Here is a 12938-nt window from a genome sequence, read left to right on the forward strand (position 1 = left end):
TAATTAATAGAGCGCTAACGAAATGTCCGAGAACCCGCTGAGCCTGCCGCCCGAGCGCGAGACCGCGCTGATGGCGGCCACCATGCTGCTGTCGGTGCTGCAGCGGGCCTACAAGTCCATGGCCGACAAGGCGGTGGCCCACCATGGCGTGTCGGCCACCATGGCCTGGCCGCTCGTGATGATCGGCCGCCAGGGCGACGGTGTGCGCCAGGTCCAGCTGGCCGAACTGCTGGGCATCGAGGCCGCCTCGCTGGTGCGCTCGCTCGACCAGCTGGTGGCCGCCGGCCTCGCGGAACGCCGCGAAGACCCGGCCGACCGCCGCGCCAAGACCCTGCACCTGACCCCGGCCGGCGCCACCGCCCGCGCCCAGATCGAAGCCACGCTGCACGACCTGCGGGCCCATCTGTTCGAAGGTGTGCCCGACACCGACCTCGCCGCCTGCCTGCGCGTGTTCGCCACGCTGGAGCAGCGCCTGGGCTGCGTGATGCCGAGCCGGGCGCCCGCCTCCGCATCTCCCTCCGCCAACCGGCCCGCGCCATGACGCTGCGGCCTGCGCTGCCGCGCTTCACGCGCGGGGAATTCGTGTTCTCGCTGAAGAGCTTCGGCGCGGCCATGCTGGCCATGTACTGCGCCAGCCGGGCTGGCCTGCCGCGCCCGTTCTGGGCGCTGCTGACGGCCTATGTGGTGGCCAACCCGCTGGCCGGGGCAGTGCGCTCCAAGGCCATCTACCGCTTCCTGGGCACGCTGCTGGGCTGCACGGCCACGCTGCTGCTGGTGCCAGCGCTGTCCTCCGCGCCCGAGCTGCTGACGCTAGCGCTGGCGCTGTGGGTCGGCACCTGCCTGTTCTTCTCGCTGCTGGACCGCTCGCCGGCCTCCTATGTCTTCATGCTGGCCGGCTACACCGCCGCGCTGATCGGCTTTCCCTCGGTCCAGACGCCGCAGACCCTGTTCGACACGGCCACGCTGCGCGTAGAGGAGATCTGGATCGGCATCGTCTGCGCCACGCTGGTGCACAGCATCGTGCTGCCGCAAAGCCTGGCGCCCAGCGTGCTGGGCCTCCTGGACAACACGCTGCGCGACGCGCGGCGCTGGCTGGCCGACCTGCTGCGCCAGGACAGCCAAAACAGTGGCCAGGCGCTGGAACTGGACCGCCGCCGGCTCGCGGCCGACATCACGCAGCTGCGCCTGCTGTCGACCCACGTGCCCTTCGACACCACCCATTTCCGCTGGACGGCCGGCGCCATCGGCGCGATGCAGGACCGCGTGGCCGCGCTCACGCCGCTGCTGTCGGCCGTGGAAGACCGGCTGCAGGCGCTGGAGCAGGACGCGGGTGCGCTGCCCGAGGACGTGACGGCGCTGCTGGCGCGCATCGGCACCTGGCTGCAGGCGCCCCACGCCAGCCCGGCCGCGCTCCTGCGCCCGGACATCGACGCCCTGGCGGACGCCCCGGCAAGCGACTGGCAGCGCGCCCTGCGCATCGCCCTGGCCTGCCGCCTGGGCGAACTCGTCGAGAGCTGGGCCGCCTGCACCGCGCTGCGCCAGGAGATCGACGCCGGCCTGCAGGGCGCGGCGCCGGCACGCCACCAGGCCGCGCTGGGCCACCGCGTGCTGCACCGCGACGTGGGCATGGCGCTGTGGTCGGGCGCGGCCGCGGTGCTGGTGGTCTGCCTGTGCAGCGCCTTCTGGATCCTGACCGGCTGGCCCTCGGGCTCGGTGGCGACCATGATGGCCGCGGTGCTGTGCTGCTTCTTCGCGACCATGGACGACCCGGCGCCGGCGATCAACGCCTTCCTGAAGTACACGCTGTGGTCCATCCCGCTGTCGGCGCTGTACGTGCTGGTGCTGCTGCCGCTGGTGCAGGACTTCGGCATGCTGGTGCTGATCTGCGCGCCGGCCTTCCTGGTGCTGGGCTGCTACATGGCGCGCCCCAGCACCTTTCTGGCCGCCATGGCCATGCTGATGGGCGGCCTGGGCGGCACGCTGGCCATGCACGACACCGGCAACGCCGACATCGTGGGCTTCCTGAACGCCACGCTGGCCCAGACGCTGGGCGCCGTGGCCGCGGCCCGCATCACGGGCCTCATGCGCTCGGTCGGCACCGACTGGAGTGCGCGCCGCATCCAGCGCGCGATCTGGCGCGAGCTTGGCGAGATGGCGGCCGCCCCGCGCGCGCCGCAGGACGATGGCTATACGGTGCGCGTGCTCGACCGCATCGGCCTCTTGGCACTGCGCATCACCACCGCCGACGGCCGCAAGGACGCCACCACCAACGACGCGCTGCGCGACCTGCGCGTGGGCAAGGACATCGTCACGCTGCAGCAGGCCCGTGCCCATCTGCCGACGGCGACGACGGGCCAGCTGCTGGGCGCCATCGCGGCCTTCTTCGGCGCGCGCAGCAGCGGGCCGGCGGCGCCCGTGCCGGCTGCGCTCCTGCCGGCGCTGGACGACACGCTGCAGGCCACGCTGGCCGCGCCGCGTACCGGCCCGGAATGGCACGCCGCCGTGGCCGCGCTGGTCGGCCTGCGGCGCAACCTCTTCCCGCGCGCACAACCCCTGGCGCAAGGAGCCACACCATGATCGGCGAGCTGAGTTTCTACGGCCTGTACATGCCCTGGCTGATGCCGCTGGCACTTTGCACGCTAGGCGTGCTGTGGGGTCTGCGGCGCCTGCTGGCCGCCACCGGCCTGTACCGCCACATCTGGCATCCGGCGCTGTTCGACGTGGCGCTGTACGTGCTGCTGCTCTACGGGCTCAGCCGGGCCGCTTACCTTCTGCAAACAGGTTCACCATGAAGACCGCCTCCTTCTTCAAGCACCCCTGGACCGTGGGCAGCGCCCGCGTGCTGCTGACCCTGCTCGTGACGGCCGCCGCCATCTGGGCCGGCCTGCGGCTGTGGGACCACTATGAGGTCGCGCCCTGGACGCGCGACGGCCGCGTGCGCGCCAACATCGTGCAGATCGCGCCCGACGTCTCGGGCCTGGTCACGGCCGTGCCGGTGGCCGACAACCAGGCCGTGGCCAGCGGCACGCTGCTGTTCGAGGTCGACCGTGCGCGCTTCCTGCTCGCGCTGCGCCAGGCCCAGGCGGCGCTGGGCGCGCAGCAGGTCGCGCTGTCGCAGGCCCAGCGCGAGGACGCGCGCAACCAGGCGCTCGGCAACCTGGTCTCGCAGGAGGTGCGCGAGCAGACGCGCATGCGCGTCGCGCAGGCCCAGGCCGGCGTGGCGCAGGCCACCGTCACGCGCGACACCGCGCAGCTGAACCTCTCGCGCGCCGAGGTCCGGGCACCGGTGGGTGGCCTCATCACCAACCTGGATCTGCGCCAGGGCAGCTACGCCACGGCCGGCCGGCCGGCGCTGGCCCTGGTCGACGCCGCCTCGCTCTATGTCGAGGGCTATTTCGAGGAGACCAAGCTCCCGCGCATCCACATCGGCGACCGGGTGCGCGTGACGCCCATGAGCGGCGGCGTGCTGGAGGGCACGGTGGACAGCCTGTCGGCCGGCATCGCCGACCGCGACCGTTCGACCAGCGCAAACCTGCTGCCCAGCGTGACGCCCACCTTCAACTGGGTGCGCCTGGCCCAGCGCGTGCCCGTGCACGTGCGCCTGGACCCGCTGCCCGAGGGCACGCGCCTGGTCGCCGGCCAGACCGTGACGGTGCAGGTGGTCGAGACCGCCGGCGCGCCCAGGAGCTGAGCATGGCCCGCCTCCTCGCCCCGTTCGCCCTGGCCTCGCTGCTCGCCGCCTGCAGCACGGCCCCGGTCGGCCCCAACTACCACCAACCGCCCGAGGCGCTGGCCAGCCAGCCGGCCGCAGCAGGGCCCTTCGCAGGCGCACAGGCCGCGCCGTTCTCCGCCGAACCGCTGCCGCAGGACTGGTGGCGGCTGTGGCACGACCCCGTGGTCGACCGGCTGGTCGGCCAGGCGCTCACGCACAACACCGACCTGCGCCAGGCCGTCGCCAACCTGGAGCGCATGCAGGCCGTCGAAACCGAAGTCGGCGGCGCGACCAAGCCCGGCATCGGCATCAGCGGCGGCCCCTCATACGGCCATGTCTCGGGCCTGTCGCTGCTGCAGAAGGACTACGTGCCGCCCAACGCCGTGCACTACGGCGCCAACGCGTCGCTGTCCTACCAGGTCGACTGGGTCGGCCAGATCCGCCGCGCCATCGAGGCGGCCGAAGCCGGCAGCGCCGGCGCGCAGGCCGCCGTCGACCTGGTGCGCGTGAACGTGGCCGCCGCCACGGCACGCGCCTACGCCCAGGCCTGCACCAGCGGGCTGCGGCTGCAGGCCGCGCAGAAGTCCGTGCAACTGCAGCGCGAAGCGCTGGGCGTGACCGAGCGGCTGCAAGAGGCCGGCCGCGCCGGCAGCATCGACGCCGCCCGCGCCCGCGCCCAACTGCAGCAGCTGAACGCGGCCTTGCCGCCGCTGCAGGCCGAGCGCCAGGGCGCGCTGTACCGGCTGGCCACGCTGACGGGCGCCTTGCCGCAGGATTTCCCGCGCGACGTGGCCAGCTGCGAGACACCGCCGCAGGTGGCTGGCGCCATCCCCGTGGGCGACGGCGCGGCACTGCTGCGGCGCCGGCCCGACATCCGCCAGGCCGAACGCGCGCTGGCCGAGGCCACGGCGCGCATCGGCGTGGCCATCGGCGATCTGTATCCCAAGGTCACGCTGGGCCTGTCGGCCGGCTCGGTCGGCGCGGCATCGGGCTTCGCGCGTGGCGACACCTTCAGCTGGAGCCTGGGCCCGCTGATCTCCTGGACCGTACCCAACACCGGCGTGGCCCAGGCCCGCATCGCGCAGGCGCAGGCCGGCACGCGCGCGGCACTGGCCCGCTTCGACGGCACGGTGCTGACCGCCCTTCGCGAGACCGAGACCGCGCTCGTGGTCTACGCGCGCGAACTCGACCGCCATGCGGCCCTGCAGGCCGCACGCGACGACAGCGCCAGCGTGGCCCGGCAGGCGCGCCAGCTGTACCAGAACGGCAAAACCGGCTACCTCGATGCGCTGGATGCCGAGCGCGTCATGGCGGTCAGCGACGCCGCGCTCGCAGCCTCGGATGCACAGCTGGCGGACGACCAGGTGGGCGTGTTCCTGGCGCTGGGCGGGGGCTGGTAGCAGGCCGGGGCAGACATTTGACGTCTCACGTCTTCGGCTCCAGAATGGATCAGATCCAATATGGAGCCAATATGCCAAATCTCTCTGTCAAAGATGTGCCGGAAGCGTGGGCGGAGGCGCTGCGCCAACGCGCCGCGCGCAACCACCGCTCGCTGCAGGGCGAGTTGATGGCCATTCTGGAAGGCGCCGTGGCAGGCACCCCAGCCCCCGCCGCCAAGCCGGTGGGCCAGGTCCAGGGCTGGAAAACCGTCGCGCAGATCGCAGCAGAACTGCGCGCGAAATACCCCAGGCCGATCACCGGTGTATCGACCGGGCGGGACATCATCCGCGCCGAACGCGACGCGCGCTGACGATGCCGCCGTCCGCCCTGCATGTGGCCGAACCGCCAGCGCACTACCTGGTGTTGCCCCCGCTGGTGGTCGACTGCAGCGTGCTGGCCGGGCTGCTGTTTCAGGAAGAGTGGGAGCGGCAGGCGGGCGATGCGATCGAAGCCCGGACCCTGCACGCCCCGCACCTGCTGGCCACCGAGATCACGAGCGTCGCCCTGAAGAAGCACAGGCAAGGCATGCCCGACACGGCGAAAGACGGCCTCGCAGCCTTCGCGCAGATCGAGATCACGCTGCACGACGTGCCCCCCGCACAGGTGCTTGAATTGGCCATCCGCTACCAGCTCAGCGCCTACGACGCCGCCTACCTCTGGCTGGCCGCCGAACTCAAAGCCCCGCTGGCCACCTTCGACGCCAAGCTGGGCACAGCGGCCCAGACCCATCTGGCCAGCCTGGACTGATCAGGCTTTCAACGCCGCGAGCGCCTGGGCCGTGGCCGCATCGGCCGGAAAGAACGACTCCACCGCCAGTTCCTGCAAGGTCACGTCCACCGGCGTGCCGAAGATCGTCGTGGTGCTGATGAAGCTCAGCACGCCCGTCTCGGTGCGCAGCTGGAACGGCACGACCACGCTGGACAGCTCGCCGCCGCCCGCCGTCGCGGCGTGGCCGCCTTCGCCGACCGAATAGGCCGCCAGTTCGTCGTGCAGGGCCTGCAGCACCGCGTCCCCCGTGGCCGCGACCTGCTGCTGCAGCCGTTCCAGCAGGTGCGCGCGCCACTGCGCCAGGTTGGCGATGCGGCTGGCCAGCCCTTGCGGATGCAGGGACAGCCTCAGCACGTTGACCGGCGGCTGCAACAGCTCGGGCGCCGCGCCCGCCATCAGCAGCGGCACGATGGCATTGGCCGCCACCAGCTGCCAGTGCCGGTCCACCGCCAGCGCGGGATAGGGCTCATGCCCCTTGAGCACCAGGTCCACGGCACGCCGCGCCGCCGCCAGGGCCGGGTCGTCCAGCGCGCGCTGGCGGTACATGGGCGCGAAACCGGCCGCCACCAGCAGCGCATTGCGTTCGCGCAGCGGCACCTCCAACCGCTCGGCCAGGCGCAGCACCATCTCGCGGCTGGGCGCGGCGCGGCCGGTTTCCACGTAGCTCAGGTGCCGGGTGGAGATGTCCGCCTCGCCCGCCAGGTCCAGCTGGCTCATGCGCCGATGCTGGCGCCAGTGGCGCAGGTGCAGGCCGAACGGGTCGCGGGCGCCGGGCTGGCGCAGGGGATGGGAGGGGCTGGGCATGGCGCCGATTCTGGCGCCCGGCCACCGCGCGCCCATGACCTGCGAGGTCATGGCTTCGCAGCGCCGCCCGCGCAACCATGCGCTCCAACGCCAGGGGACGGTCCCCGGGCGTGCAACCCAAGGAGTCCGCCATGTCTTCCTCGTTCTTCGCCGCGCCCCGCTTCCTGTCCCGCGTGATGTGGGTCGATGCCGCCTCGTGTGCCGCCACAGGCGCGTTGCAGGTCGGCGCCACCGACGCCCTGGCCCGCCTCACGGGCCTGCCCGGCGGACTGCTGCTGGGCACCGGCCTGTTCCTGCTGGCCTATGCCGCGGCAGCCGCCGCCGTGGCCAGCCGGGCCTCGCCGCCGCGCACCCTGGTCGGGCTCGTGGCCATCGGCAACTTCGGCTGGGCCGCGGCCTGCGCGGCGCTGCTGGCCAGTGGCCTGTACGCCGTCACGGCGCTGGGCATGGCCTGGGTGGTCGCCCAGGCCGTGACGGTGGTGCTGCTGGCCGAGGCGCAGTGGATGGGCTTGCGCGCCACGCGCCCGCAGCGCGGCGGCCTGGCGACTTCGGCCTGAAGTTGCACCAATCCCCCGGGGACTGCTGGTTTAAATATGGACAATTGCGCCCATGAGCGCAACGCCCTTGCCCCACAACCCCTCGATCTGGGCCACGCTGCGCTACCAGCAGTTCCGCGCCCTGTGGAGCGCCGGGGGCATCTACTTCATCGGCAACGCCATGCAGACCATGGCCGGTGCCTGGATGATGGTCGAGCTGACCGGCTCGTCCTTCCTGGCCGCGCTGGTGCAGACGGCCGTGTTCCTGCCGATGTTCCTGCTGTCATTGCCGGCCGGTGTGCTGGCCGACATCACCGACCGGCGCCGGCTGATCCTGACGGCGCTGGTGGTGCAGGCGGTGGCGGGCACCTTGATGGCGGTGCTGCTGCTGGCCGGCATCGGCGGGCCCGGCACGCTGCTGTTCATGATCTTCGTGGCGGGCTGCTGCACGGCACTGCTGTCGCCGGCCTGGAACTCCACCATCGCCGATTCGGTCACGCGTGCGGACCTGCCCCAGGCCATCACCTGCGTCTCCATCGCCTACAACGCGGCGCGCGCGGTCGGCCCGGCCCTGGCCGGCCTGGTGTTCACGCTGGTGGGCGGCGCCTGGAACTTCGCGCTGGCTGTTGTCGCCGTGGTGGTGATGGCGCTGGCCATCCGGCGCTATCCGCCCAAGCCGCACCCGCCCTCGCGGCTGCCGGCCGAACGCCTGTGGGGCGGCATGATGGCCGCGCTGCGATTCGCCTGGCATTCGCAGACGGTGCTGGCGCAGCTGGTGCGCACCGTGGCCTACGCCGGCGCGGGTTCGGCGCTGTGGGCGCTGCTGCCCACCATCGGCGCGCAGAAGCTGGGCCTGGGCGCCACCGGCTACGGCATGCTGATGGGCTGCCTGGGCACCGGTGCCGTGCTGATCGGCCTGGTGGTCGGCCAGCTGCGCCACCGCGTGGGGCTGGAGAAGCTGGTCGCCATCGGCTGCATCGTCTATGCCGTGGTGAACCTGATCGCCGCCTTCGCGCCCTGGCCGGCGCTGGTCTACCTCTCGCTGGTGGCCGGCGGCGCGGCCTGGATGGCCGTGATGTCCACCTTCAACACCGCCACCCAGACCAGCGTGCCGCCCTGGGTGCGCTCGCGTGCGGTGGCCATGCACACCTTGTGCGCGCTGGGCTCGTTCGCGCTGGGCTCGGCCTTCTGGGGCGCCATGGCCGACATCACGGGCTTGACCTTCACGCTGGTGGTGGCGGCAGCCACGATGGCCGGCGGCCTGCTGCTGGGCAAGCCCTTCCCGCTGCGCATGGGCGAGGCGCAGGAGGTGACGCAGACCACACCCTGGGACGAGCTCTACGTCTCCAAGGAGCCCGCGCCCGAGGCCGGCCCCGTGGCCATCGAGATCGGCTACCGCATCCGGCCCGAGGAGGCCGCCACCTTCCTGGAGGCCACCAGCCTGCTGCGCGCGCACCGCAAGCGCGATGGCGCCACCTTCTGGCGTGTCTACCGCGACCTGGCCGATCCCTCGCGCTACGTGGAGCGCTTCATCGTGAGTTCCTGGGCCGACTACTTGCACCAGCGCGCGCGCCACACGCAGGCCGACCACGAGCTGGAGGCCACGGTGCGTGCCTTCGTGCTGCCGGGCGAGGCGGTGGAGATGAAGCACTACCTGGCCGAGGCATGAGGTCCATCGACGCGGCCGCGGTCCACGCCGCCCTGCCCTTCGACCGCCTGATCCCCACGCTGCGCCAGGCCTTCGCGGAGCCCTGCACCGTGCCGCTGCGCCACACGCACGCGGTGGAGAGCGGCTTCACATCGCTGATCATGCCGGCCTGGACCGCGCGCCACTACGGCGTGAAGGTCATCAACATCGCGCCAGGCAATGCGGCGCGCGGCCTGCCCGGCCTGCACGCCAGCTACCTGCTGCACGACTCCGCCACGGGCGTGCCGCTGGCCCTGCTCGACGGCGACGCGATAACGGCGCGGCGCACGGTGGCGGCCTCGGCGCTGGCGGCCTCGTACCTGGCGCGCGAGGACGCGCAGCACCTGCTCGTGGTCGGCGCAGGCCGGCTCGCGCGGCTGCTGCCGGCGGCCTTCGCGGCCGTGCGGCCGATCCGCCGCGTGACGGTCTGGGCCCGCTCGGCCCCGCAGGCCACGGCCCTGGCGGCGAATCTGCGGGAGGACGGCTTCGACGCGCTGGCCGCGCACGACCTGCCCACCGCCTGCGCGGGCGCCGACATCGTGAGCTGCGCCACACTGGCCACCGCGCCCGTGGTGCACGGCGCCTGGCTGGCCCCGGGCAGCCACTTGGACCTGATCGGCAGCTTCTCGCCCCAGATGTGCGAGGCCGACGACGCCTGCTTCGCCGGTGCCGGCCTGTGGATCGACACGGCCGAGGCGCTGCAAAAGAGCGGCGACCTGCTGGGGCCGCTGGCGCGCGGCGTGTTCCGCGCCGAGGACGTGCGCGGCACGCTTTCCGATCTCGTGGCGGGCACCGCCCAGGGCCGCCGCACGGCCGGCGAGCGCACCGTGTTCAAGGCCGTGGGCACAGCGCTCGAAGACCTCGCTGCAGCGGTCGCCGTGCTGGATGCAGAGGAACAGGCCGACGCTACGCGTCGACCTTGACCTTGCCGTCGCGCACCACCTTGCCCCACTTGGCGGTCTCGCTGGCGATGAACTGCGTGAACTTCTCGCGCGTGCCACCGCCGTCCTCCGCACCGTAGGTGTCCATGCGCTCCTGCACGTCGGGCATGGCCAGCACGGTGTTGACGTCGCGGTTCACCTTGTCGGCGATCGGCGTGGGTAGCTTGCCAGGGCCGACCAAGCCGTACCAGGTGGTGGCCTCGAAGCCCTCGAAGCCCTGCTCCTGCATGGTCGGCACGCCCGGGTGGCCCTTGGCGCGGCGCGTGCGCGTCTGCGCCACGGCCACCACCTTGCCGCTCTTCACGTGCGGCGTGGCCGCCGTCATGGTCTCGAAGCTGTACTGGATCTGGTTGCCCATGAGGTCGGCCAGCAGCGGGCCGCTGCCCTTGTAGGGCACGTGCATGGCGTCCAGCCCGCCCTGCAGCTTGAACATCTCCAGCGCCAGGTGCTGGGCCGAGCCCGCGCCGGCCGAGCCGAAGCTGACCTTGCCGGGCTCGGCCTTGCACAGGGCCACGATGTCCTTGAGCGCCGTGGCCTTCTGGCCGGGGCCGGCGATCAGCAGGTTGGGCGTCACGCCCACCATCACGATGGGCACGAAGTCGCGCTGCACGTCGTAGCGCAGCTTGGGCTGCAGGCTGGGGGCCAGCGCGTGGCTGTTGATGTGCGCCATCAGCAACGTGCTGCCATCGCTGGGCTGCTGGGCCACGTACTCGGCCGCCAGCACGCCCGCCACGCCGGGCTTGTTCTCCACGATGACCGACTGGCCCCACATGGCCGTGAGCTTCTGCGCCACCACGCGCGCCAGCGCGTCTGTGCCGCCGCCGGGCGGAAAGCCCACCACGATGCGCACCGGCCCGGAAGGCCAGTCTTGCGCGAACAGCGAGGGGGCGCCGAGCGTGGCCGCCGCGGCGCCCACGGCCTGGATCAGGGAACGTCTTTGCATCGTGTGTCTCCGGATGTGTTGGGATGCCGCGAACGCTTCAGCTGACGTTCTTGAGGGGCGAGGGGGCGGGATGGCGCGCGAAGTGGTCCATGGTGGCCTGCACGCCGCTGCCGGCCAGCTTCACGCCGGCCAGCTGCAGGCCCATCTCGACGCCCGCCACCATGGCCACCAGCGTGAGGTCGTTGCTGTCGCCCAGGTGGCCCATGCGGAACATGCGGCCCTTGAGCTTGCCGAGGCCCGTGCCCAGCGACAGGTCGAAGCGCTCGTGGATCAGCTTGCGCAGCGCGTCGGCGTCCACGCCCTCGGGCGTGATCACGCCGGTCAGCACGGGCGAGTAGACGGCCGGGTCGGCGCACTGGATCGGCAGGCCCCAGGCGTTGACGCCTGCGCGCACGCCGGCGGCCCAGCGCTGGTGGCGTGCGAACACGTTCTCCAGGCCCTCGCTCAGCACCATGTCCAGCGCTTCCGACAGGCCATACAGCAGGTTGGTGCTGGGCGTGTAGGGCCAGTAGCCGGTCTTGTTCATCTCGACGATCTCGGCCCAGTCGAAGAAGGCGCGCGGCAGCTTCGCCGACTTCGATGCCTCCAGCGCGCGCGGCGACAAGGCGTTGAAGCTGATGCCGGGCGGCAGCATGAGGCCCTTCTGCGAGCCGCTGACCGTGACGTCCACGCCCCATTCGTCGTGCCGGTAGTCGGCACTGGCCAGACCCGAGATGCTGTCGACCATCAGCAGCGCCGGGTGGCCGGCCGCGTCGATGGCCTTGCGCACGGCGGCGATGTCCGACGTCACCCCCGTGGAGGTCTCGTTGTGCACCACGCACACGGCCTTGATCTTCTTGTCCACGTCCTTGCGCAGCCGCGCCTCGATGAGGTCGGCCTGCACGCCGCGGCGCCAGCTGCCGGCGTTCGGCAGGTGTTCGTCGCGCCCCTCCCAGGCCAGGAACTCGGTGGCGATGCCGAGCTTGGTCGCCATCTTGTTCCACAGGCTGGCGAAGTGCCCGGTCTCGTACATCAGCACGTGGTCGCCAGGGCTCAGCGTGTTGAGCAGTGCGGCCTCCCAGGCGCCGGTGCCCGAGGCCGGGTAGATCACCACCGGGTGTTGGGTCTTGAAGATCTGCTGGATGCCCGACAGCACCTTGCGCCCGAGGCCGGCGAACTCCGGGCCGCGGTGGTCGATGGTGGGCAGGCTCATGGCCCGCAGGATGCGGTCGGGCACCGGGCTGGGACCCGGGATCTGCAGGAAGTGGCGGCCGGTCGGGTGGATGTCGAGCTGGAGCATGTCGGGTCCTTGTTGCCTTTCGAATTTTTGCATTCAAAAAACATTGTCTAGGCATGGATAACCCTAGCTCTATGGCAACGACCAAGCAAAAATTTGAATGCAAAATCCATTTGTCCGAGGAAGACATGGCCGACATCATCGAAATCTCCCGTCTCGCGCTGCACGACCAGGTGGCCGCGCGGCTGCGCACCATGCTGGTGGAGGGCCGCATCGCGCCCGGTGCCAAGCTCAACGAACGCGAACTGTGCGAGCAGCTGCGCGTCTCGCGCACCCCGCTGCGCGAGGCCATCAAGCTGCTGGCGGCCGAGGGCCTGGTGGACCTGCTGCCCAACCGCGGCGCCGTGGCCGTCAAGCTGACCGAGGCCGATGTGCTGAACACCTTCGAGGTGCTGGCCATGCTGGAAGGCCAGTCGGGCGAGCTGGCGGCGCAGCGCATCACGGATGCGGAGCTGGCCGAGCTGCGCGCGCTGCACTACGAGATGCTGGCCTGCCATGCGCGGCGCGACCTGTCGGGCTACTACCGGCTCAATGCGCTGATCCACACCGGCATCAACGCCGCCGCACGCAACCCGGTGCTGGCCAGCACCTACCGCGCGATCAACGCGCGCGTGCAGTCGCTGCGCTTTCGCACCAACCAGGACGAAGCCAAGTGGCAGCACGCCGTGCAGGAGCACGAGCAGATGGTCGCGGCGCTGCAGGCGCGCGACGCCGCTGCGCTGCGCGATGTGCTGGTGGCCCACGTGCTGCGCAAGCGCGACACCGTGCTCGCACTGCTGCGCGCGGGCGAGATCTACCCGATCGCCGCCGCAGCCCGGAAAAACTAGGAAC

14 protein-coding genes are annotated in these 12938 nt (G+C 71.7%); 11 read left to right on the top strand and 3 right to left on the bottom strand.

Features of this window, described 5'->3' with window-relative positions; translation table 11 throughout:
• Nucleotides 1-22 precede the first annotated feature (22 nt).
• The 7 genes from ASF44_RS23560 to ASF44_RS32425 are packed head-to-tail and all read left to right on the top strand — an operon-like array spanning nucleotide 23 to nucleotide 5899.
• On the top strand, nucleotides 23-541 hold the full coding sequence (locus ASF44_RS23560; protein ID WP_056901684.1) for a MarR family winged helix-turn-helix transcriptional regulator: 519 nt from the start codon (nucleotides 23-25) through the stop codon (nucleotides 539-541).
• Entirely contained in the window at nucleotides 538-2577 is a 2040-nt protein-coding gene (locus ASF44_RS23565) for an FUSC family protein (protein ID WP_056901685.1), read from the top strand. The genes ASF44_RS23560 and ASF44_RS23565 overlap by 4 nt, the downstream gene beginning before the upstream one ends.
• The gene (locus ASF44_RS23570) at nucleotides 2574-2792 is read left to right on the top strand and encodes a DUF1656 domain-containing protein (RefSeq protein WP_056901686.1); all 219 of its coding nucleotides are present in this window, start codon (nucleotides 2574-2576) and stop codon (nucleotides 2790-2792) included. Before ASF44_RS23565 ends, ASF44_RS23570 begins: the two co-directional genes overlap by 4 nt.
• On the top strand, nucleotides 2789-3691 hold the full coding sequence (locus ASF44_RS23575) for an HlyD family secretion protein (protein ID WP_056901687.1): 903 nt from the start codon (nucleotides 2789-2791) through the stop codon (nucleotides 3689-3691). Before ASF44_RS23570 ends, ASF44_RS23575 begins: the two co-directional genes overlap by 4 nt.
• Before the next feature lie 2 nt (nucleotides 3692-3693).
• Entirely contained in the window at nucleotides 3694-5112 is a 1419-nt protein-coding gene (locus tag ASF44_RS23580) for an efflux transporter outer membrane subunit (RefSeq protein WP_056901688.1), read from the top strand.
• A gap of 44 nt (nucleotides 5113-5156) precedes the next feature.
• Entirely contained in the window at nucleotides 5157-5462 is a 306-nt protein-coding gene (locus tag ASF44_RS32420) for an Arc family DNA-binding protein (RefSeq protein ID WP_162243863.1), read from the top strand.
• Nucleotides 5463-5464: 2 nt separating this feature from the next.
• A complete protein-coding gene (locus ASF44_RS32425) occupies nucleotides 5465-5899 on the top strand; it encodes a type II toxin-antitoxin system VapC family toxin (RefSeq protein WP_056901690.1) in 435 nt (144 codons plus the stop codon).
• Here the strand turns inward: ASF44_RS32425 and ASF44_RS23595 are convergent, their stop codons facing one another.
• Complete coding sequence (locus tag ASF44_RS23595; protein ID WP_056901775.1) at nucleotides 5900-6724, bottom strand: helix-turn-helix domain-containing protein; 825 nt, start codon at nucleotides 6722-6724, stop codon at nucleotides 5900-5902.
• 131 nt (nucleotides 6725-6855) lie between these two features.
• Between ASF44_RS23595 and ASF44_RS23600 the strand changes: the two genes are divergently transcribed.
• From ASF44_RS23600 to ASF44_RS23610, 3 genes are read left to right on the top strand one after another with little or no spacing between them, the layout of a single operon-like run.
• Nucleotides 6856-7281 carry a hypothetical protein gene (locus tag ASF44_RS23600; protein WP_056901691.1) on the top strand — a complete coding sequence of 142 codons (426 nt, stop codon included), beginning with the start codon at nucleotides 6856-6858 and terminating at the stop codon, nucleotides 7279-7281.
• Nucleotides 7282-7333: 52 nt separating this feature from the next.
• Entirely contained in the window at nucleotides 7334-8929 is a 1596-nt protein-coding gene (locus ASF44_RS23605; protein WP_056901692.1) for an MFS transporter, read from the top strand.
• Nucleotides 8926-9870, top strand: coding sequence for an ornithine cyclodeaminase family protein (locus ASF44_RS23610; protein ID WP_056901693.1), 945 nt, complete (start codon nucleotides 8926-8928; stop codon nucleotides 9868-9870). Before ASF44_RS23605 ends, ASF44_RS23610 begins: the two co-directional genes overlap by 4 nt.
• Here the strand turns inward: ASF44_RS23610 and ASF44_RS23615 are convergent.
• A complete protein-coding gene (locus ASF44_RS23615) occupies nucleotides 9854-10831 on the bottom strand; it encodes a tripartite tricarboxylate transporter substrate binding protein (protein ID WP_056901694.1) in 978 nt (325 codons plus the stop codon). The two genes, ASF44_RS23610 and ASF44_RS23615, sit on opposite strands and share 17 nt — an antisense overlap.
• Before the next feature lie 37 nt (nucleotides 10832-10868).
• Complete coding sequence (locus ASF44_RS23620) at nucleotides 10869-12110, bottom strand: alanine--glyoxylate aminotransferase family protein (RefSeq protein WP_056901695.1); 1242 nt, start codon at nucleotides 12108-12110, stop codon at nucleotides 10869-10871.
• Between the two features lie 125 nt (nucleotides 12111-12235).
• On the opposite strand from ASF44_RS23620, the gene ASF44_RS23625 reads away from it, so the two are divergent.
• Nucleotides 12236-12934, top strand: a complete 699-nt coding sequence (locus tag ASF44_RS23625; protein WP_056901776.1) for a GntR family transcriptional regulator — start codon at nucleotides 12236-12238, stop codon at nucleotides 12932-12934.
• Nucleotides 12935-12938: the final 4 nt, after the last annotated feature.

It is taken from the genome of Pseudorhodoferax sp. Leaf274 (assembly GCF_001422445.1).
Classification (GTDB): Bacteria; Pseudomonadota; Gammaproteobacteria; order Burkholderiales; family Burkholderiaceae_C; genus Pseudorhodoferax.